This window comes from Stutzerimonas decontaminans, from assembly GCF_000661915.1.
GTDB lineage: Bacteria > Pseudomonadota > Gammaproteobacteria > Pseudomonadales > Pseudomonadaceae > Stutzerimonas > Stutzerimonas decontaminans.
The window spans coordinates 629,190-650,052 of sequence record NZ_CP007509.1; the positions used below are offsets into that span (position 1 = coordinate 629,190).

The 20,863-nt window shown below is 61.4% G+C and carries 17 protein-coding genes and 2 tRNA genes; 16 read left to right on the forward strand and 3 right to left on the reverse strand.

The window, feature by feature from the left end:
• Positions 1–59 precede the first annotated feature (59 nt).
• The 7 genes from miaA (at position 60) to UIB01_RS02875 (ending at position 7,688) form a co-directional block, all read left to right on the forward strand.
• A complete protein-coding gene (miaA, locus tag UIB01_RS02845) occupies positions 60–1,031 on the forward strand; it encodes a tRNA (adenosine(37)-N6)-dimethylallyltransferase MiaA (RefSeq protein WP_038656684.1) in 972 nt (323 codons plus the stop codon).
• A 93-nt stretch (positions 1,032–1,124) separates the two neighbouring features.
• Positions 1,125–1,379, forward strand: coding sequence for an RNA chaperone Hfq (gene hfq / locus UIB01_RS02850; RefSeq protein WP_003283098.1), 255 nt, complete (start codon positions 1,125–1,127; stop codon positions 1,377–1,379).
• A gap of 11 nt (positions 1,380–1,390) precedes the next feature.
• Positions 1,391–2,692 carry a ribosome rescue GTPase HflX gene (hflX, locus tag UIB01_RS02855; protein ID WP_038656686.1) on the forward strand — a complete coding sequence of 434 codons (1,302 nt, stop codon included), beginning with the start codon at positions 1,391–1,393 and terminating at the stop codon, positions 2,690–2,692.
• Positions 2,693–2,790: 98 nt separating this feature from the next.
• Positions 2,791–3,966: an FtsH protease activity modulator HflK gene (gene hflK, locus UIB01_RS02860; protein WP_038656688.1), complete on the forward strand. Its 1,176-nt coding sequence runs from the start codon at positions 2,791–2,793 to the stop codon at positions 3,964–3,966.
• The gene (gene hflC, locus UIB01_RS02865; RefSeq protein ID WP_038656690.1) at positions 3,966–4,832 is read left to right on the forward strand and encodes a protease modulator HflC; all 867 of its coding nucleotides are present in this window, start codon (positions 3,966–3,968) and stop codon (positions 4,830–4,832) included. Before hflK ends, hflC begins: the two co-directional genes overlap by 1 nt.
• 282 nt (positions 4,833–5,114) lie before the next feature.
• Complete coding sequence (locus tag UIB01_RS02870) at positions 5,115–6,302, forward strand: ATP phosphoribosyltransferase regulatory subunit (protein ID WP_038656692.1); 1,188 nt, start codon at positions 5,115–5,117, stop codon at positions 6,300–6,302.
• Between the two features lie 90 nt (positions 6,303–6,392).
• Positions 6,393–7,688, forward strand: a complete 1,296-nt coding sequence (locus UIB01_RS02875; protein ID WP_038656694.1) for an adenylosuccinate synthase — start codon at positions 6,393–6,395, stop codon at positions 7,686–7,688.
• A 157-nt stretch (positions 7,689–7,845) separates the two neighbouring features.
• Here the strand turns inward: UIB01_RS02875 and UIB01_RS02880 are convergent.
• Positions 7,846–7,932, reverse strand: a tRNA-Leu gene (locus UIB01_RS02880).
• Positions 7,933–8,048: 116 nt separating this feature from the next.
• Positions 8,049–8,135 (reverse strand) — tRNA-Leu (locus UIB01_RS02885).
• Positions 8,136–8,339: 204 nt separating this feature from the next.
• Between UIB01_RS02885 and rnr the strand changes: the two genes are divergently transcribed.
• The 9 genes from rnr (at position 8,340) to alr (ending at position 18,893) form a co-directional block, all read left to right on the forward strand.
• Positions 8,340–10,841: a ribonuclease R gene (gene rnr / locus UIB01_RS02890; protein ID WP_038656695.1), complete on the forward strand. Its 2,502-nt coding sequence runs from the start codon at positions 8,340–8,342 to the stop codon at positions 10,839–10,841.
• Positions 10,838–11,593, forward strand: a complete 756-nt coding sequence (gene rlmB / locus UIB01_RS02895) for a 23S rRNA (guanosine(2251)-2'-O)-methyltransferase RlmB (RefSeq protein WP_038656697.1) — start codon at positions 10,838–10,840, stop codon at positions 11,591–11,593. The genes rnr and rlmB overlap by 4 nt, the downstream gene beginning before the upstream one ends.
• 172 nt (positions 11,594–11,765) lie before the next feature.
• Positions 11,766–13,931, forward strand: a complete 2,166-nt coding sequence (locus UIB01_RS02900; RefSeq protein ID WP_038656699.1) for a PAS domain-containing protein — start codon at positions 11,766–11,768, stop codon at positions 13,929–13,931.
• A gap of 180 nt (positions 13,932–14,111) precedes the next feature.
• Positions 14,112–14,528, forward strand: a complete 417-nt coding sequence (gene rpsF / locus UIB01_RS02905) for a 30S ribosomal protein S6 (RefSeq protein WP_038656701.1) — start codon at positions 14,112–14,114, stop codon at positions 14,526–14,528.
• Positions 14,529–14,556: 28 nt separating this feature from the next.
• Positions 14,557–14,787 carry a 30S ribosomal protein S18 gene (rpsR, locus tag UIB01_RS02910; RefSeq protein WP_003283112.1) on the forward strand — a complete coding sequence of 77 codons (231 nt, stop codon included), beginning with the start codon at positions 14,557–14,559 and terminating at the stop codon, positions 14,785–14,787.
• 34 nt (positions 14,788–14,821) lie between these two features.
• Positions 14,822–15,715 carry a YybS family protein gene (locus tag UIB01_RS02915; protein WP_038656703.1) on the forward strand — a complete coding sequence of 298 codons (894 nt, stop codon included), beginning with the start codon at positions 14,822–14,824 and terminating at the stop codon, positions 15,713–15,715.
• A 21-nt stretch (positions 15,716–15,736) separates the two neighbouring features.
• Positions 15,737–16,183, forward strand: coding sequence for a 50S ribosomal protein L9 (gene rplI, locus UIB01_RS02920; RefSeq protein ID WP_038656704.1), 447 nt, complete (start codon positions 15,737–15,739; stop codon positions 16,181–16,183).
• 103 nt (positions 16,184–16,286) lie between these two features.
• Positions 16,287–17,681 carry a replicative DNA helicase gene (gene dnaB / locus UIB01_RS02925; RefSeq protein WP_038656706.1) on the forward strand — a complete coding sequence of 465 codons (1,395 nt, stop codon included), beginning with the start codon at positions 16,287–16,289 and terminating at the stop codon, positions 17,679–17,681.
• Between the two features lie 135 nt (positions 17,682–17,816).
• Complete coding sequence (gene alr / locus UIB01_RS02930; RefSeq protein WP_038656708.1) at positions 17,817–18,893, forward strand: alanine racemase; 1,077 nt, start codon at positions 17,817–17,819, stop codon at positions 18,891–18,893.
• Here alr and UIB01_RS02935 read toward each other — a convergent pair.
• Complete coding sequence (locus UIB01_RS02935) at positions 18,881–20,743, reverse strand: diguanylate cyclase (RefSeq protein WP_038656710.1); 1,863 nt, start codon at positions 20,741–20,743, stop codon at positions 18,881–18,883. The genes alr and UIB01_RS02935 overlap by 13 nt on opposite strands.
• Between the last annotated feature and the right edge of the window lie 120 nt (positions 20,744–20,863).

The following is a 20,863-nucleotide window of genomic DNA, read 5'->3' on the forward strand; positions in this document are numbered from 1 at the left end:
TGCTTGCGACCTGTCGCCCGCCACTGGAAACTATGCGGCCGTGCCTGCCGAGCTCACCGATGTCTTCTCTGCCTCCCGCGATCTTTCTCATGGGTCCCACCGCCTCGGGCAAGACCGATCTGGCGCTGGAACTGGCGCGCGTGCTGCCCTGCGAGCTGATCAGCGTCGATTCGGCGCTGGTCTACCGTGGCATGGACATCGGCACGGCGAAGCCTTCCCCTGAAGTGCTGGCCGAGTTTCCGCATCGCCTGGTGGATACCCGCGATCCGGCCGAGAGCTACTCGGCGGCTGAGTTCAGTGCCGATGCGCTGGTGGCGATGGCGGAAATCAGTGCTGCCGGCCGGATTCCGTTGCTGGTTGGCGGAACCATGTTGTATTTCAAGGCATTGCAGGAAGGCCTGGCTGATATGCCGGCGGCTGACCCTTCGGTGCGCGCCGAGCTCGAAGCGCTGGCCGCGGCGCAAGGTTTGCAGGTGCTACACGATCAGCTGGCCCAGGTGGATCCGGAATCGGCGGCGCGCATTCATCCCAACGATCCGCAGCGGTTGGTACGCGCGCTGGAGGTCTATCGCGTCAGCGGCTTGACCATGAGCGAGCACCGCGCCCGACAAAGGTCGCAAAAAGCCGCCGCAGACGCGCCGGGCTCCGGTGTCTTGCCTTATACTGTCGCGCAACTGTGTATCGCTCCTGCGCAACGGCACGTTCTGCATGAGCGCATCGAGAGGCGTTTCGTGCACATGGTTGAACAGGGCTTCGTCGAAGAGGTCGAAGCCCTGCGGTGCCGCGGTGATCTGCATCTCGGTATGCCGTCGATTCGAGCTGTCGGTTATCGTCAGGTCTGGGAATATCTGGACGGATCATCGACTCGAGAGGAAATGGTTGAGCGCGGCATCATCGCGACCCGGCAATTGGCCAAACGCCAATTCACCTGGTTGCGGGGCTGGGGAGACGTACACTGGCTGGACAGTTTGTCCCGCGACAATCTGCCGCGCGCATTGAAATACCTGCAATCGCTCTCCATATTGAGCTGACACTGCGAATTGACCGTCTATTCTCAAACACGTGGATCGTCGGTTGTACTTTTAGAACACTAATGAAATCAGATCCTCTAAGGAGTGCGGCACATGTCAAAAGGGCATTCGCTACAAGACCCTTACCTCAACACACTGCGTAAGGAACGCGTCCCGGTTTCCATCTATCTGGTCAATGGCATCAAGCTGCAAGGCCAGATCGAGTCCTTCGACCAGTTCGTCATTCTTCTGAAGAATACCGTCAGCCAGATGGTCTACAAGCACGCCATTTCCACCGTGGTTCCTGGCCGCCCTGTGCGCTTGCCGACCGCTGGCGATGCTGAGCAATCCGAGTCGGGTAACGACTGAGGTAGGTTTACTTGTTTTTCGAACGTCCCGGTGGTGGTGAGCGGGCTATCCTGGTGCACCTGGACGGCCAGGACCCCGCGGCACGCGAGGACCCACAGGAGTTCCAGGAACTGGCGCGTTCTGCTGGCGCCGAAACGGTCGGCTTCGTCAATGTTTCTCGGCATCAGCCGTCTGCCAAGTTCCTGATCGGCAGCGGCAAGGTCGAAGAGCTGCATGACCTCGTCAAGGATGGCGAGGCCGAACTGGTGATCTTCAATCACACGCTGACGCCCAGTCAGGAGCGCAATCTCGAGCGCGCGCTCGAATGCCGTGTGCTGGACCGCACCGGTCTGATTCTGGATATCTTTGCCCAGCGCGCCCGTACCCATGAAGGCAAGTTGCAGGTCGAGCTGGCCCAGCTAGAGCACATGAGTACCCGTCTGGTTCGCGGCTGGACCCACCTCGAGCGCCAGAAAGGCGGTATTGGCCTGCGTGGGCCGGGTGAAACCCAGTTGGAAACCGACCGCCGTCTGCTGCGTGTGCGTATTCGCCAGATCAAGCAGCGCCTGGAGAAGGTCCGTGGGCAGCGCGAGCAGGCTCGCCGTGGCCGTCGCCGCGCTGATATTCCGTCAGTGTCGCTGGTCGGTTACACCAACGCCGGCAAGTCCACCTTGTTCAATGCGCTGACCGAGTCAGACGTCTACGCGGCAAATCAGCTGTTCGCCACGCTCGATCCGACGCTGCGCCGACTGGAACTCGACGATGTCGGGCCGGTGGTGCTGGCCGATACCGTGGGGTTCATTCGTCATCTGCCGCATAAACTGGTGGAGTCTTTCCGGGCGACGCTGGAAGAATCCAGTAATGCCGATCTGCTCTTGCATGTCATCGATGCGCACGAGCCGGAACGCGATCAGCAGATCGAGCAAGTGCTGGCGGTGCTCGGAGAGATCGGCGCCAATGAATTGCCGATGCTGGAGGTCTACAACAAGGTCGATCTCATGGAAGGCATCGAGCCGCAGATTCAGCGTGATGCCGATGGCAAGCCGCAACGCGTGTGGGTGTCTGCGCGTGACGGGCTTGGGTTGGACCTCGTACGCCAGGCGATCGCCGAACTGCTGGGTAATGACCTTTTCGTCGGAACGCTGCGCCTGCCGCAACAACTCGGACGGCTGCGTGCGCAATTCTTCGAGCTCAGCGCCGTGCAGCGCGAAACGCATGATGAAGAGGGTGGTAGTCTGCTTGAGGTTCGCCTGCCGAGAATCGAATTGAATCGCTTGATCAGCCGCGAAGGGTTGCGGGTGGACGAGTTCATCGAGCAACACACTTTGCAATAAAGCCTGCGCTGGCAATTTTGCCGGTCGTTCGGGGCTTTCTGTAGCATTGGCGGGCGCGCCGTGGGCGCGCCTTTAGCTTTATTTGAATGGAGAGCGCTATGGCTTGGAATGAGCCGGGTGGCAACTCGAACAACCAGGATCCCTGGGGTAGTGGTGGCGGTGGCCGACGTGGCGGCGGCGACCAGAAAGGCCCGCCGGATCTCGATGAGGCTTTCCGCAAGCTGCAGGACAGCCTGAACGGCATGTTTGGCGGCAAGAAGCGTGGTGGCGGCAGCAATTTCGGCGGTAGCGGCAAGCGCGCCGGTTTCGGTCTGGTTTGGATTGCCTTGGTCGTACTGCTGGCGGTATGGCTGTTCAATGCCATCTACATCGTTGACGAGCAGGAGCAGGCAGTCGTGCTGCGCTTCGGCAAGTATCACGAGACAGTAGGACCTGGTCTGAACATCTACTTCCCGCCGATCGATCGCAAGTTCCAAGAGAACGTGACGCGAGAGCGCTCTTACAGCAAGCAGGGCCAGATGCTCACCGAGGATGAGAACATCATCGAGGTGCCGCTCACCGTTCAGTACAAGATCAGCAATCTGCAGTCGTTCGTGCTCAGTGTTGACCAGCCTGAAGTGAGCTTGCAGCACGCCACCGATAGCGCTGTACGCCACGTGGTGGGCTCCACGGCGATGGATCAGGTGCTCACCGAAGGTCGTGAGGTCATGGCTGGTGAGGTCAAGGAACGTTTGCAGCGGTTCCTCGACAACTACGGCACTGGCATTGTCGTCACTCAGGTCAACTTGCAGAGTGCCGCCGCGCCGCGTGAGGTGCAGGAAGCGTTCGATGACGTAATTCGTGCGCGTGAAGACGAACAGCGTGAAAAGAACCAGGCGGAATCCTACGCCAATGGCGTGATTCCTGAGGCGCGTGGTCAGGCCCAGCGAATGCTGGAAGAGGCCAGTGGTTATCGCGATGCTGTAATCTCGCGTGCCACGGGTGAAGCTGATCGCTTCAGCAAGCTGGTCGCCGAGTACCGCAAGGCGCCGGAGGTTACTCGTGAGCGTCTGTATCTGGAAACCATGCAGGAAGTCATGAGCAATACCAGCAAGGTCATGGTCAGCGGTGACGGTGGGCAGAACCTGCTCTATTTGCCGCTGGACAAGATGATCAACAGCCGTGGCGCTAGCACGCCAGCGCCTGCCGGCGTTGCTTCGGGTGCTGCAACTCAGGGCACTCGTTTGCCGCCGGAGCTGGATCCGCGTGAAGTTCGTACGAGGGAGAGTCGCTGATGAGCAATAAATCCCTTACGGCGTTGATCGTGGGTGTAGTCGCCGCAATCGTCCTGTGGAATAGCTTCTACATCGTGTCTCAGACCGAGCGTGCGGTGCTGCTGCGCTTTGGCCGTATCGTCGAGCCTGACGTGAAGCCTGGCCTGCACATGAAGATTCCGTACGTGAACTCGGTGCGCAAGTTCGATGCGCGACTGCTGACACTTGATACGACCACCTCGCGCTTCCTCACGCTGGAGAAGAAGGCGCTGATGGTCGACTCCTATGCCAAGTGGCGTGTGGATGATGCCGAGCGCTTCTATACCGCAACCTCGGGCGTAAAGCAGATCGCCGATGAGCGCCTGGCGCGTCGTCTCGAAGCGGCGCTACGCGACCAGTTTGGTAAGCGCACGCTACATGAATCGGTGTCAGGGCAGCGTGACGAGCTAATGGCTCAGGTTACTACCAGCCTGAATCGTGCGGCACAGCAGGAGCTTGGCATTGAAGTCGTTGACGTGCGGGTCAAGGGTATCGACCTGCCGCGTGAAGTGAACCGCAGCGTGTTCGAGCGGATGAGTTCCGAGCGTGAACGCGAGGCTCGAGAGCATCGCGCCAAGGGTAAGGAACTTGCCGAGGGCATCCGTGCTGATGCAGATCGTCAGCGCCGTGTGCTGCTTGCCGAGGCGTTCCGTGAGGCCGAGGAGCTGCGTGGTGATGGTGATGCCAGGGCGGCTGCGATCTATGCCTCTGCATACGGGCAGGATCAGGAGTTCTACGCGTTCCACCGTAGTCTGCAGGCCTACCGCGAAAGCTTCTCGAGCAAGGAAGATGTGTTAGTGCTCGATCCGAAGAGCGACTTCTTCCGTTATCTGGAGAGCAGCAAGTAGCGCTTCATGGCCACTTGGCCGGCTTTCCCGGCGGTGCGTGAGTGCCGCCGGGTGACCGGTAGGGAAAAGATTGCTATGATCCGCCGGCCGGGAAAGTCCCGGCTTTTTTGCGTCTGTGCCCTTGAGGTCGCAGGCTATCCCAGGCATGCGGCGCATGCCGACCCCTTCAGGGGCATGGCTCGGATGCCATGGTTCGAATACAACTGCACGCGACCGAAGGCCAGCTAAGGCTGTTGCCACGGTTTTCGTCTGGGCTTACCGGAACGAGAGGTGACTTCGCGAATGGCAACGGTAGACCGCTGGCTTTTGCCAGATGGCATCGAAGAGGTGCTGCCGCCCGAGGCGGCGCGTATCGAAACGGCGCGTAGGCGCGTGCTGGACCTGTTCCAGCGCTGGGGCTACGAGCTGGTCATCACCCCGCATGTCGAGTTTCTCGAGTCTCTGCTCACTGGCTCCGGGCAGGACCTTGATCTGCGAACCTTTAAGGTCATCGATCCGCTTTCCGGGCGGCAGATGGGTCTTCGCGCCGATATCACGCCGCAGGTGGCCCGTGTCGATGCGCATACCTTGCGCCGTGAGGGTCCAAGTCGCCTGTGCTACGCCGGCAGCGTGCTGCACGCCAAGCCGCAGGCGCTTTCCACATCGCGCAGTCCCATCCAGTTGGGTGCGGAGCTGTACGGCGACGCGTCTGCTTCCAGCGACATCGAAGTGATCAGTCTGATGCTGGAGATGCTGGAGCTGGCCGATGTGCCGAATGTGCACATGGACCTCGGTCATGTCGGCATCTATCGCGGGCTGGCCAAGGCCGCTGGGCTGAGCGGCGACGCCGAGCAGCGCCTGTTCGATGCGTTGCAGCGCAAGGCAATGGACGAGATTGCCGGGTTGACGGCTGTGCTCGAACCGGGGCTGGCGAGCATGCTGCGTGCGCTGGCGCGGCTGTGCGGTGGGCGCGAAGCGCTCGACGATGCACGGACAGCACTGGCCGGCGCGCCGGGCGATGTACAGACAGCCCTGGAAACGTTGGTGGCGATCGCTGATCAGCTGGCTGCGCGTTATCCGGATGTGCCGCTGTATTTCGATTTGGGCGAATTGCGTGGCTATCACTACCATACTGGAGTGGTGTTCGCCGTATTCGTGCCTGGCGTTGGTCAGTCGATCGCTCAAGGTGGTCGTTACGATGACATCGGCGCCGATTTTGGACGTGCGCGGCCGGCGACGGGGTTCTCTACGGATCTGAAGAGCTTGGTCAGTCTGGGTAATGCCGATCTTACGGCGCCTGAGTCAGGTATCTGGGCGCCGCATAGCGATGAGCCTGGGTTGTGGGGTGCGATTCGTGAGTTGCGTCGCCAGGGTGAGCGCGTGGTGCAGGCTCTCGATGGCCAGTCGCAGGCTGATGCCGCGCAGTTCGGTTGTGATCGGCAATTGCTGTTGAGTAATGATGTCTGGACGGTAGCCTCGCTGGCGTCCTGATGGCTAGGGTGCCGCGCGGAGCGGTGCTGCCTGATTTCGATTATCGCCGGTTGCGACCGGCACATGCTTCGCCGAAGAGGACAAAGGGTTATGGGTAAGAACGTCGTGGTCCTGGGCACCCAGTGGGGTGATGAGGGCAAGGGCAAGATCGTCGATCTGCTGACCGATCAGGCGGCTGCGGTCGTGCGTTACCAGGGCGGCCACAATGCCGGTCACACTCTGGTCATCGACGGTGAGAAGACCGTGTTGCACCTGATTCCGTCCGGCATCCTGCGCGACAACGTGCAATGCCTGATCGGCAATGGCGTGGTGGTCGCTCCCGATGCGCTGCTGCGCGAGATCACCAAGCTGGAAGAGAAGGGTGTGCCGGTTCGTGAGCGTCTGCGCATCAGCCCCTCCTGCACGTTGATCCTGCCTTACCATGTGGCCCTGGATCAGGCGCGCGAAGCGTCGCGCTCGGAAGGTAAGATCGGTACCACAGGTCGCGGTATTGGCCCGGCCTACGAGGACAAGGTTGCACGTCGCGGTCTGCGCATTGCCGATCTGTTCAATCCGGAGCGCTTCGCGGTCAAGCTGCGCGAGTTGCTGGAGTATCACAACTTCGTGCTGCAGAACTTCTACAAGGTCGAGCCGGTTGATTTCCAGAAAACCCTCGACGAAGCACTCGGCTACGCGGAAATCCTCAAGCCGTTGATCACCGATGTCACTGCCCGTTTGCACGAGCTGCGCAAGCAGGGCGCCTGCATCATGTTTGAGGGCGCGCAGGGCTCGCTGCTCGATATCGACCATGGCACCTATCCCTATGTGACCAGCTCCAGTACTACTGCTGGCGGCACTGCTACAGGTTCGGGCTTCGGTCCGCTGTATCTGGATTACATCCTTGGCATCACCAAGGCGTACACCACGCGCGTAGGTTCCGGTCCGTTCCCGACCGAGCTGTTCGATGATGTTGGTGCTCGTCTGGCTGAGCGCGGCCATGAGTTCGGCTCGACTACTGGGCGTGCGCGTCGCTGTGGTTGGTTCGATGCGGTCATTCTGCGTCGTGCCATCGAGATCAATAGCATTTCCGGCATCTGCCTGACCAAGCTTGATGTGCTCGATGGGTTGGAAGCCATCCGGATCTGTGTTGGCTACAAGGATCGCAACGGCGACGTGCTCATCGACGCACCTACCGACGCTGACAGCTACGATGGTCTGCAGCCGGTATACGAAGAGATGCCGGGCTGGAGCGAGTCGACCGTCGGAGCAAAGGCTCTCGATGAGCTGCCAGCCAATGCTCGCGCCTATATCAAGCGCATCGAGGAGTTGGTTGAGGCGCCAGTGGACATCATCTCCACCGGCCCGGATCGCAACGAGACCATTGTGCTGCGCCATCCGTACGCTTGATTTAGGCTCTGCGCTACAAAAAAGACCGCCTTCGGGCGGTCTTTTAATGTCTGGCGTTGGTGGTTGTGAGGGGCTGCAGGTGGCGGGGCGCGCAGCTTGGTCAGCTGATGGCTGAAACGAAAAAACCGAGCCATAGGCTCGGTTTTTTCTTGAAGAGTGGTGCCCAGGAGAAGACTCGAACTTCCACGGTGTTGCCACCGCTAGGACCTGAACCTAGTGCGTCTACCAATTCCGCCACCTGGGCACATTGCGATGATTGCTCATCGACTTTTTTGCCGTTTTACCGATCAAATCGGCCGAAGTTGGCTTCTTCGTCTTGCATGAGACTCGCCATGTTGCGGCGGGTTTCATTTGAATAAGTGGTGCCCAGGAGAAGACTCGAACTTCCACGGTGTTGCCACCGCTAGGACCTGAACCTAGTGCGTCTACCAATTCCGCCACCTGGGCACAAGAAACGATGATACTAAGCCGTTTCCGTGTTACAACGTCTGCCAGACATTGTGGGCGCGAACTATACGGCCGAGGTATGGCCTTGTAAACCCCTGATGGCGAAAAATAATTCGCGCGAAAGCTGCCGTCCGGGAGCGATTCGCGCTTCAATAGAAAAAGGGCGTTCTGGCCCTATAAATGAATGAAAGGTGACATCTCTTAATGGCCGATTGGCAATCCCTCGATCCCGAGGCCGCTCGTGAAGCGGAAAAGTACGACAACCCTATTCCCAGTCGCGAGCTGATTCTCCAGCATCTCGGTGAGCGCGGCTCCCCGGCGGCCCGCGAAGAGCTGGTTGAAGAATTCGGACTGGTGTCCGAAGAAGATATCGAAGCGCTGCGTCGCCGTCTGCGGGCGATGGAGCGTGATGGCCAGCTGATCTACACCCGGCGCGGCACCTATGCCCCGGTGGACAAGCTTGACCTGGTCTGTGGCCGCGTCAGTGGTCATCGTGACGGTTTCGGATTTCTCATCCCAGATGATGGCAGCGATGACCTGTTTCTCAGTCCAGCGCAGATGCGCCTGGTGTTCGACGGTGATCGCTGTCTGGCGCGCGTTGCCGGGCTCGATCGGCGTGGGCGTCGTGAGGGCGCGATCGTCGAAGTGATCAGCCGTGCCCACGAGAGCATCGTCGGTCGCTACCACATCGAGAGCGACGTCGGTTTTGTCATTCCTGACAACCCGAAAATCCAGCAGGAAGTGCTGGTGACGCCGGGCCGCGCTCTCGATGCCAAGCCGGGGCAGTTCGTCGAGGTCAAGATCACTCACTGGCCGACCCAGCGCTTCCAGCCGCAGGGTGACATCGTTGAAGTGATCGGCAACTACATGGCGCCGGGCATGGAGATCGACGTTGCGTTGCGCAGCTTCGATATCCCGCATGTCTGGCCGGAAGCGGTGCTGAAGGAAGCTTCCCGGCTCAAGCCCGAGGTGGATGAGAAGGACAAGCACAAGCGCGTCGACTTGCGCCACCTGCCTTTCGTGACCATCGATGGTGAGGACGCGCGTGACTTCGATGACGCCGTGTACTGCGAGAAGCCTGGCGGCTGGAAGCTGCTGACAGGGGGCTTCCGCCTGTATGTCGCCATCGCCGACGTTTCGCACTACGTAAAGGTCGACTCGGCGCTCGACAAGGAAGCCGTGGTTCGCGGCAATTCGGTGTACTTCCCCGAGCGGGTGGTCCCGATGCTGCCCGAGCAGCTGTCCAACGGGCTCTGCTCGTTGAATCCGCAGGTCGATCGTCTGGCCATGGTTTGCGAGATCACCCTGAGCAAATCGGGGAAGATGACTGACTACCAGTTTTACGAGGCGGTGATCCACTCCCACGCCCGGCTGACCTACAACAAGGTCAGTGCCATGCTCGAGCAGCCCAAGTCCGACGAAGGCAAGCGCTTGAGCAGCGAGTACGCTGAGGTGTTGCCGCATCTTAAGCAGCTCTATTCGCTGTACAAGGTGCTGCTCAAGGCCCGTCACACTCGTGGAGCGATCGACTTCGAGACGCAGGAAACGCGTATCGTCTTCGGCGCTGACCGCAAGATCGCCGAGATCAAGCCCACCGAGCGCAACGATGCGCACAAGCTGATCGAGGAGTGCATGCTCTGCGCCAACGTCGCCACGGCGGCATTCCTGCAGAAGCATGAGATCCCCGCGCTCTATCGCGTCCATGATGCTCCGCCACTAGAGCGCCAAGAAAAGCTGCGCGCGTTCCTCGGCGAGCTCGGCCTTTCGCTGCACAAGGGAAAGGAGGGTCCAACGCCCAAGGATTACCAGGCGCTGCTGGAGCAGATCCAGGGTCGCCCGGATTTCCATGTGATCCAGACGGTCATGCTGCGCTCGCTGAGCCAGGCGGTTTACAGCGCCGAGAATCATGGTCACTTCGGCCTGAACTACGAGGCCTACGCGCACTTCACCTCGCCGATCCGGCGCTATCCGGATTTGCTGGTGCACCGCGCCATTCGCAGTGTCATTCGTTCCCGTCGCGATACGCCGCACGTGCGCCGCGAGGGCGCGACCAGCATGCCCAAGGCGCGTATCTATCCGTACGACGAAGCGGCGCTAGAGCAGCTGGGCGAGCAGTGCTCGATGACCGAGCGCCGTGCCGATGAAGCAACTCGTGACGTGGTGAACTGGCTCAAATGCGAGTTCATGAAAGATCGCGTTGGTGAGACCTTCCCTGGAGTTATCACAGCGGTGACCGGGTTCGGCCTGTTCGTCGAGCTGACCGACATCTATGTCGAGGGCTTGGTGCATGTCACGGCGATGCCGGGCGATTACTACCACTTCGATCCATTGCACCATCGCCTGTCCGGCGAGCGCAGCGGCCGCAGTTTCCGCCTCGGTGACAGCGTCGAGGTGCGCGTCATGCGCGTCGATCTGGATGAGCGCAAGATCGATTTCGAGCTGACCGCAGGTGGTACCAAATCCGCTCCAGGCCAGCGTGATGGTGAGGGTCGTGGTCGCGAGCCTAGTAATGCCGACGTACGCAAGAGCCGCGAGCTGAAGAAGGCTCTGCTGGAGGAGGCCAAAGGAGGGCGCAAGGGCAAGGGTGAGAAGTCGACCGGTAGCAAGTCCCGGTCGGGCTCCGCGAAGCCCAAGTCTGCTGCCAAGTCGGGTGACAAGCCGTCCGCCGCCAGCGGTGGTCCCAGAAAGCGCAAGGCCAAGTCATGAGCCAGCTGGAGAAGATCTACGGCTTGCACGCCGTGGAAGCGCTGCTGCGTCATCACCCGAAGCGGGTCAAGCAGGTCTGGCTGGCCGAGGGGCGTGGCGATCCGCGTGTGCAGGTGCTGATCGAGCTCGCTGCACAGGCGCGAGTGAGTGTCGGGCAATGCGAGCGCCGCGAGATGGACGCCTGGGTCGAAGGCGTCCATCAGGGGGTGGTCGCCGATGTCAGTCCGAGTCAGGTCTGGGGCGAGGCGATGCTCGAGGAGCTACTCGATCGCGCCGAAGGGCCGCCACTGCTGCTGGTGCTGGATGGGGTGACTGATCCGCACAATCTCGGCGCCTGCCTGCGCACCGCAGATGCCGCGGGTGCGCTCGCGGTGATTGTGCCGAAGGATAAATCGGCCACGCTTAACGCCACTGTAAGGAAGGTTGCATGCGGGGCGGCCGAGGTGATTCCCTTGGTCGCTGTCACCAATCTGGCGCGTACCCTGGAGAAGCTGCAGCAGCGCGGCTTGTGGGTTGTCGGTACAGCCGGCGAAGCCGAGCAGTCGCTGTACGATCAGGATCTCACCGGCCCCATCGTTCTTGTCATGGGGGCAGAGGGGCGCGGTATGCGGCGCTTGACCCGTGAGCACTGCGATTATCTGGTGCGCCTGCCGATGGCTGGGAGCGTCAGTAGTCTTAATGTCTCGGTGGCCACCGGCGTTTGCCTGTTCGAGGCGCTGCGCCAGCGCAGGGGCGTCAAGGCCCCTGGCTGATCCGCGTAATCACGCTGTTCGTCTGAAACCGATTGGCCTTTTCGTGGTCAATCGGTGTCCCAGGCCCGTCCGCCGGATAGCGGCTTCCCGTCATATCGCTTGAGCGCTCCAGACGCTGTCGGAGCCTTGCTGAGTTCGTTACGCGGCGTCAGGCTCGTACCATGGAGGTTGTATGCAGCAGCGCCCGTCTTTCGAAAGCCTGTTCCGGTTGTCCCCGAACGCCTATGTTCTGCTTGATCGCGATCTGGTCATCCTGGACGCCAATACCGCGTACCTGACCCTGACCGGTCGAAGGCTGGAGGACATCCAGGGGCAGCGTCTGCACGAGGCGTTCGCTGCTGACCCGTTGAGTCCCGAGACGACTCGGGTACAGGAGTTGCTCGACTCCTTTGCGCGTGTGCTCAGTCGCAAGTCCGTCGATACGTTGCCGGTGATTCGCTATTCCATTGCACGCCAAACGCCGCAGGGACCTGTCTACGAAGATCGCTACTGGAGTGCCACGCACACGCCAGTCCTGAATGAGCAGGGTGAGGTGGCGGCGATCCTGCAACACACATCGGATATCACCGAGCTGCAGGCGATGAAGGATTCCCTGCGCGAGGCCGCAACTGGCCAGCAGCCCACGCAGCAGCTGGAGCAGGATGTAATGTCTCGCGCGAAATTGATGCAGTCCGAAGGCGAACAGCTGCGCCGGCTTTTTGCCCAGGCGCCGGGATTCGTCTGTTTTCTGCGCGGTCCGAGGCACGTCTACGAGCTGGTCAACGATGCCTATCGGCAGGTCACCGGGCATCGTCAGCTGCTGGGCAAGACGATTCGCGAGGGTTTGCCCGAGATCGAAGGGCAGGCCCTCATCGGTCTGCTCGACGAGGTTTATCGGACTGGCCAGCCCTATATCGGCAGGCGTGTGTCGCTGTTTCTTCAGCGGCAACCGGGGCGGGAGCCCGAAGAGGTGATCCTCGACTTCGTGCTGCAACCCATCGTTGAGAATGATGGAAAGGTGATTGGTATCTTCGTTCAGGGGCAGGACGTGACTGAGCTGCAGCGCAACGAAACGGAGCTGCGCCGCTATCGCGATCATCTGGAGGAGCTGGTTCGAGAGCGCACCCTGGCATTGCAGCGCAGTGAGGCCGAACGCCAGGTGGCCGAGCAGGCGCTGTTGCAGGCTCAGCGTCTGGAAGCGGTGGGCAAGTTGACCGGAGGAATCGCGCACGATTTCAACAACATGCTGCAGATCATTGGCGGCAACCTGCAATTATTGCGGCGCAGTCTAGGGAGTGACGAAACTGCTGCGCGGCGCCTGAATTCCGCGGTCAGCGGTGTCGAGAAGGGTGCTCGCTTGGCTTCGCAGCTGCTGGCTTTCGCGAGTCGTCAGCCATTGCTTCCACGCCAGGTGCATCTGCCGGATTTGCTCGAGCAGATGCATGAGCTGCTCAACGGGGCTTTGGGTTCAGCCGTGCAGCTTGAGCTGCAGGTGCTCGGGCAGCCCTGGCCGGTGTTCGTTGATGTCGGCAACCTGCAAAGTGTGGTGCTGAACCTCGCCGCCAATGCGCGCGATGCGATGGCGGGTGGCGGTCGCGTTGTGCTGCGCCTGGAGAATCGCCTGTTGGGCGCGGACGTTCCGGTCGGCCAGGGTGGTGATTATGTGCTGCTCAGCGTGATTGATGAGGGCAGCGGCATGACTGAGGATGTTCGCGCCAGGGCATTCGAGCCTTTCTTCACTACCAAACAGGATAGCAACGCTTCCGGCCTCGGCTTGAGTATGGTCTACGGCTTCGTCAAGCAGAGCGGCGGTTTCGTCGCGCTGGAAAGCGGCGAGCAGGGAGGCACCGCCGTGCATGTTCACTTGCCACGGCATGTAGAGGGCGAGCAGCGGTCGGAGGCGGTCGGCGAGCGACCGATCGATCCGATGCAGGGGCAGGCGGACATGCCGCTTTCGCCCGTTGAGTCGGAATCGCCACTGGATGACGGCGGTCTCAAGGTCCTCTTCGTCGAAGATGATCCAACTCTGCGCATGCTGACCGGCGAGGTGGTGATGGAGCTTGGTCATCAGGTCGTCGCCATTGAGACGGCCGAGGAGGCGCTGGATCTTCTGGAGCAGCAGTCCTTCGACGTATTGCTGACCGATGTTGGTCTGGCTGGCATGAGCGGAATTGATCTTGCGCGCGAGGCCGGGGCACGCCAGCCGCAACTGTCACTGGTGATCGCCTCGGGCTATCCGGTCAATGCCGCGGACATCGGGCTCGATCGGCTGCACACCATGCTCAAGCCGTACGATATCCACCAGGTTCGCGAGCTGCTCGAAGGAATTCGTGTCGAGCGCGCGGCGCTGCGCAACTGACGGTCACCGCGCTGGTTAAATATTCACCAGTTTGCCTTGCGCCGCTGTCGGCCCTTCTCTAGAATGGCGCCCCTTGCCTGGATGGCAGGCGTTTGCGCGCCTTTCTGCAAGCAAGACAACAAGTCATTCACTCCTTGCCTGACCGCATTGTCGGCAGGCTGCAACCCGTAAGGAGCAATTATGCGTCATTACGAAATCATCTTTCTGGTTCACCCGGACCAGAGCGAGCAGGTCGGCGGCATGGTGGAGCGTTACACCAAGCTGATCGAAGAAGACGGTGGCAAGGTTCACCGCCTGGAAGACTGGGGCCGTCGTCAGCTGGCTTATGCCATCAACAACGTGCACAAAGCTCACTACGTGATGCTGAACGTCGAGTGCAGTGGCAAGGCCCTGGCCGAGCTGGAAGACAACTTCCGCTACAACGACGCCGTCATTCGTAACCTGGTCATTCGTCGCGATGAAGCCGAGACCGAGCAGTCTGAAATGCTCAAGGCCGAGGAAAACCGTAGCGAGCGCCGCGAGCGTCGTGATCGCCCTGACAACACTGATGGCTCCAATGAGAGCGACAGTGACAGCGATAACAACGCTGACGAGTAATCCACGGATCTATTGAGGAGCCTATTTCATGGCACGTTTTTTCCGTCGTCGTAAGTTCTGCCGTTTCACCGCCGAAGGCGTGAAAGAGATCGATTACAAGGATCTCAACACTCTTAAGGCCTACATCTCCGAGACCGGCAAGATCGTTCCTAGCCGTATCACCGGAACCAAGGCACGTTATCAGCGTCAGCTGGCTACCGCTATCAAGCGCGCCCGCTACCTGGCCCTGCTGCCCTACACCGACAGCCACGGCCGTTGATCCGGCTGGTCGGCAGAAGTAAAGGATAAATCGCATGCGCGCCCTGGCTGAGTTCATCATGCGCGGCCGTATGCAAGCCATCTTTGTGGTGGCTGGCGCCGCGGCGCTGCCCATGCTGTTCTGGCTGAGTGCTGCCGCGGGCTGCCTGGTGTTGCTGCGGCGTGGTCTCAATGATGCGCTGGGTGTGCTGGTCTGGGCCGTATTGCCGGCTTTGGCCTGGTGGTACTTCGGCGATCCGCGAACCCTGCTGGTATTGCTGGGTTCACTGGGGCTGGCGTTACTGCTGCGCAGTCAGGCTTCGTGGGTGCGGGTGATGCTGTGCAGTGTGGGCCTTGGACTGCTGTATGTCTGGGCTCTCGGTGCGGTGTTCGGCGAGCCCATAGCGGCGCTGGCCAGCGAACTGCAGAAAGTGTTGCCTGACGCGTTGTCGGGTGCCTATCAGCAGCTTTCGGTGGAAGAGCGTGGACGCTTGGAGTCCTTGTTGGCGCCCGTGCTGACTGGCCTTTTGGCCGCACTGCTGCAGGTCGTCACCCTGGTGAGCTTGATGCTTGGCCGCTACTGGCAGGCTGCGTTGTACAACCCAGGCGGTTTCGGCGGTGAGTTTCGTGCGCTGCGGTTTCCAGCGCTGCCGGCGATGCTGCTGTTGGTCGGCATGCTTCTCGGGCCGAATCTGGGCGCGCAACTGGCCGTATTGACGCCGTTGTGCAGTGTGCCGCTGGTGTTCGCCGGTATCGCGCTGATGCACGGGCTGGTGGCTCAGGGGCGTCTGCCGCGATTTTGGCTGGTGGGGCTGTACGTCACGCTGGTGCTGTTCATGCAGTTGATTTATCCGTTACTGGCCGTTTTGGCCATTGTCGACAGTCTGTTTGATTTTCGTGGTCGCGCAGCCGGTAAGAACGGCGCGGGACCTGCGAACGGTGAAGGTTAAAAGTTAAGAGGTAAGACTCAAATGGAAGTCATCCTGCTGGAAAAAGTCGCAAACCTGGGCAACCTGGGCGACAAGGTAAACGTCAAGTCTGGTTACGGTCGCAACTACCTGCTGCCGCAGCGCAAGGCTACTGCTGCTACCGCAGCCAACATCGCCGAGTTCGAAGCTCGTCGTGCTGACCTGGAAAAGGCTGCTGCCGAGCGTAAGGCTTCTGCCGAAACTCGTGCCGCTCAGCTGGCCGAGCTGGAAGTCACCATCACCGCTACCGCGGGCGATGAGGGCAAGCTGTTCGGTTCCATCGGCACTCACGACATCGCCGACGCACTGACCGCCTCTGGCGTTGCAGTGGCGAAGAGCGAAGTCCGTCTGCCGAACGGCACCATCCGTCAGGTTGGTGAGTACGACGTAGCTGTGCACCTGCACACCGACGTCGAAGCGACCGTCAAAGTGATCGTCGTAGCCGGCTAAGCCATCGTCTGGCACCGCTGGTGCCTGACGAGTAACATCGGGCACGTTTCCGCGCGAGTGGAGCGTGCCCTTTGTTTTTCTGAAGTTTCGAATTCCGAGTGCCATGAACGACATCAGTGTTCCCCAGCAATACGATCTGGAAACCGCAGCGCTCAAGGTTCCGCCGCACTCCATCGAGGCAGAGCAGGCGGTGCTCGGCGGTCTGATGCTGGATAACAATGCCTGGGAGCGCGTGCTCGACCAGGTGTCCGACGGCGATTTCTATCGCCACGATCATCGCCTCATCTTCCGCGCCATCTTCACCCTCGCCGAGCGCAACTCTCCCTTCGACGTGGTCACGCTCTCCGAGCAGCTGGATAAGGAGGGGCATCTGCCCCAGGTTGGCGGCCTGGCCTATCTTGGCGAGCTGGCGAAGAACACGCCTTCGGTGGCGAACATCAAGGCCTATGCCCAGATCATCCGCGAGCGCGCCACGCTGCGTCAGCTGATCGGCATCAGCAACGAGATCGCCGACAGCGCCTACGCGCCCCAAGGCCGCACTGGCGAGGAGATTCTCGATGAAGCCGAGCGTCTGATCTTCCAGATTGCTGAAGCGCGGCCCAAGACTGGCGGCCCGGTGGGCATCAACGACATTCTGGTAAAAGCGATCGATCGCATCGACACACTGTTCAATGCGGGTGAGGCCATCACCGGTCTGTCCACTGGCTTTAGCGATCTGGATGACGCCACCAACGGGTTGCAGCCGGCCGATCTGATCATCGTCGCCGGTCGTCCGTCCATGGGTAAGACGACCTTCGCCATGAACCTGGTCGAGAATGCGGTGCTGCGCACCGACAAGGCGGTGCTGGTGTTCTCCCTGGAAATGCCGGCTGACTCCATCGTCATTCGTATGCTCGCTTCGCTTGGTCGCATCGACCAGACCAAGGTCCGCGCCGGTAAACTCGAGGATGACGACTGGCCGCGGCTGACCTCGGCAGTAAACCTGCTCAACGACCGCAAGCTGTTCATCGACGATACTGCCGGCATCAGCCCGTCGGAGATGCGCGCGCGGACCCGACGCCTGGCCCGTGAGCACGGCGAGATCGCCATGATCATGGTCGACTACCTGCAGCTGATGCAGATCCCCGGCTCAAGTGGTGACAACCGGACCAACGAGATTTCCGAGATTTCTCGCTCGCTCAAGGGGTTGGCCAAGGAATTCAACTGTCCGGTGATCGCGTTGTCGCAGCTCAACCGCTCGCTCGAACAGCGACCCAACAAGCGCCCGGTGAACTCCGACTTGCGTGAATCGGGGGCAATCGAGCAGGACGCCGACATCATCATGTTCGTTTACCGGGACGAGGTTTATCACCCGGAAACCGAATACAAGGGCGTCGCCGAAATCATCATCGGCAAGCAGCGTAACGGTCCGATCGGCACCACCCGTCTGGCGTTCCTCGGTCGTTATTCGCGCTTCGAAAATCTGGCGCCGGGCAGTTACCAGTTCGACGACGAGTAATCCAGCGGACACCACCGTTGCGTTCGAGGGTGGGCAGCATGCTGTCGCTGCCCAACCAGGGCGCGATCTCGGCCTGCGCGACTGGCCCGGCAGGAGTAAGATTTCGCCCACCCACCGTTGTACAGGAAGAGTTACATGCGCCCGCTGGTTGCCACGGTCGATCTGACCGCGCTTCGTCACAACTACCTCCTCGCCAAGCAATGCGCCCCGCAGCGCAAGGCGTTTGCCGTGGTCAAGGCGAACGCCTACGGGCATGGCGCGCGCGAAGCGGTGACGGCGCTGCAGGAGATCGCCGACGGTTTTGCCGTGGCCTGCCTGGAGGAAGCGGAGGAGGTTCGCCTCAGCGCACCTGACGCACGCATCCTGCTGCTGGAGGGCTGTTTCGAGCCGGCCGAATATCTGCGCGCCGCCGAGCTGGGGCTGGATGTCGCCATCCAGGATCAGCGTCAGGCCGACTGGTTGCTAGCGGCCGATCTGCCACGGCCGTTGAATGTCTGGCTGAAACTGGATTCGGGCATGCACCGTCTCGGCTTTACGCTCGAGGACCTGCGCAAATGCCATGCGCGGCTCAAGGGTCAGGCACCGGTTGGCGAACTCAATCTGATCAGTCACTTCGCCTGCGCCGACGAGCGCGGTCATGTGCTGACGGAGCTTCAGCTTGAGCGCTACAGCGAGCTGCTGACATTGGAGTTCGACAATTGCTCGCTGGCCAACTCCGCCGCGGTGCTGACGCTACCGCAGGCGCACATGGCATGGATTCGCCCCGGCATCATGCTTTACGGCGCTACGCCTTTCGCCGAACTGAGCGCCCAGGAGTTGGGGTTGCGTCCGGTGATGACGCTGACCGGTGCGTTGATCGCGGTGCGCGATGTGCCCGAAGGTGAAAGCGTTGGTTACGGCGCCAGCTGGGTCGCGCAGCGCGCTTCGCGAATTGGCACCGTCAGCTGCGGCTATGCCGATGGCTACCCGCGCACCGCACCATCGGGGACCTCGGTGGTTATCCGTGGCCAGCGTGTGCCGCTGGCCGGTCGGGTGTCGATGGACATGCTGGCTGTGGATCTGACCGACCTGCCACAGGCGCAGCTCGGTGACGCGGTGGAGCTGTGGGGCGCGCAGCTGCCGATCGACAAGCTAGCGCAGGCCTGCGGGACCATCGGCTACGAGCTGCTGACCAAGGTGACCGGCCGAGTGCCGCGCCGCTACGTCGGGTGATCGGCGAGCAGCGCTTGCTCGTCCTGCTGGACCCAGTTTCCGCGACCTTGATGCTTGGCCCGGTAAAGCGCCTCGTCGGCAGCCTTGTAGAGCTGTGAGAACTCATCGGCGTGGCGTGGAAAGAACGCAGCGCCGACGCTAACGGTCACCGCCAGGCTCACCTCCCCATAGGGCACTGGCTTCGATAGCTCATCGAGCAGCCGCTCGGCGATCTCGGCGGCGTCCCGCTCGACGTTCGGGCCGGTCAGCAACACCGCGAATTCATCGCCACCCAGCCGAGCGGCCATGTCGTTGCTACGTACCAGTCGGCGCAGGCGCTGGCCGAGCGTACACAGCAACAGGTCGCCGGCGTCGTGGCCGTGGCCATCGTTGATAGGCTTGAAGTGGTCCAGATCGATGAGCAGAAGGGCTATGGATTCACCGCGGCGCCGTGCGTCGCTCAGCGCCATCTCGACTCGCTCGATGAGGTAGCGCCGGTTGGGCAGCTCGGTGAGGGAGTCGTGGAAGGCGGCCTGCTTCAGCTCGACTTCCCGTTCGCTGAGATGTCGGTTGGCTTCGGCGAGTTCGGCGGTGCGCGTTTCCACTGCCAGGCTGAGCTGCTCGGCGCTGGCCTGGACCTGCTTCAGTCGCGCAGACTTTTCCCGGTCGGCGTGCTCCAGCGCGGCCGCTCGTTCCTGCTTGAGTATCTGGATGCGCGAGGCCAGTGCGAAGGAAAACAGAATGGATTCGGCGGCCACCGCCAGTGGAAAGACGTAGCCGCTCCAGGCCGCGGGCTGAATCACGCCGGTGGCGCGCAGCAACAGCAGGTTGACGCTGCCCAGAATCACGCCAAAGCCGCAGAGGTAGAGCAGGGCGGGGAAATAACCCTGGCGCCAGCGACGGAACGAGGCCCAGAGCGAGGCTGGGATCGCGGTCAGGGCCAGCGCGAACACCCAGGCGCCAAACGCGCGCAGGCCGAAGGCGTTGAGCAGTACGGCCGTGACATAGAGGCACAAGGCGAAGGTCAGCAGGCGATGAGCCCAGGGCACGAAACGGCGGGTTTGCAGCAGGGTCTGGGTGAAGCGACAGGCGCTGAAGCCCCAGAGCGCCGGGATGCTGATGCGATCAAGCCAGAACGGCACCGGCCCGTTCGGCCAGAGGTACTGAAAGCCATGTCCGGTCATGCCCAGGATCATCAGCAGCGCGCCGCTGGTGGTCATTACGTACCAGAAATAGGCGTTGTCGCGCAGGCTGAGGAAGATGAACAGGTTGTACAGCAGCATGGCCAGGATCAGGCCATAGATCAGGCCGAGAAACAGGTTTTCGCCCACCGCCTGTTCCTGCAGGGCATCGAGCTGCCAGGCCCTGAGCGGAAAGGAGTTGCCGGCCGGGTCGTAGCTGCGCAGGTAGAAGGTCAGCGGCTGCTGGTCACCGAGTTGCGGAAGTCGGAACAGCATGCGCCGATAGGGATGGTCGCGGCCCTCGTTGAACCCGACCAGCTCGCCAGATTGCCGCTCGGTCCAGCCACCGTCTCCGTCCGGCAGATAGATGCGCAGATCCTTCAGGGTGACCGAGCCCACTTCCAGCCACCACTGTAACAGCGCGTCGCTTTCCCGTTGCAGGCTGACGCGAATCCACCAGGGGTGCGGACTCTGTCCGACACTGGCCTTGCCTTCGGCTGGCACGAAGCGCGCCTTTACGTCCGGGCGTTGCAGGTCGTCGATGTTCAGCTCGGCTCCGGGATCGGCCAGCAGCGTGACGTGGGCGTTCAGGCCACGGCCACTGTCACTGGCACTCAGGAGGGCGGTTTCGGCATGGGCGGAGCCCAGGCTGCAAAGACTCAGGAGCAAGGCGAAAAGGACGGCGCGCACCAGATACTCCCGGGCTCGAAGCAATGGTTGAGTCGCGCGAGTATAGCGGGCGGCAGTGACTCTTCGCGCGCCCGTCGCTAAGGTCGATAAAGACCCTGCGTGGTGGTCGGGCTTGGTTAT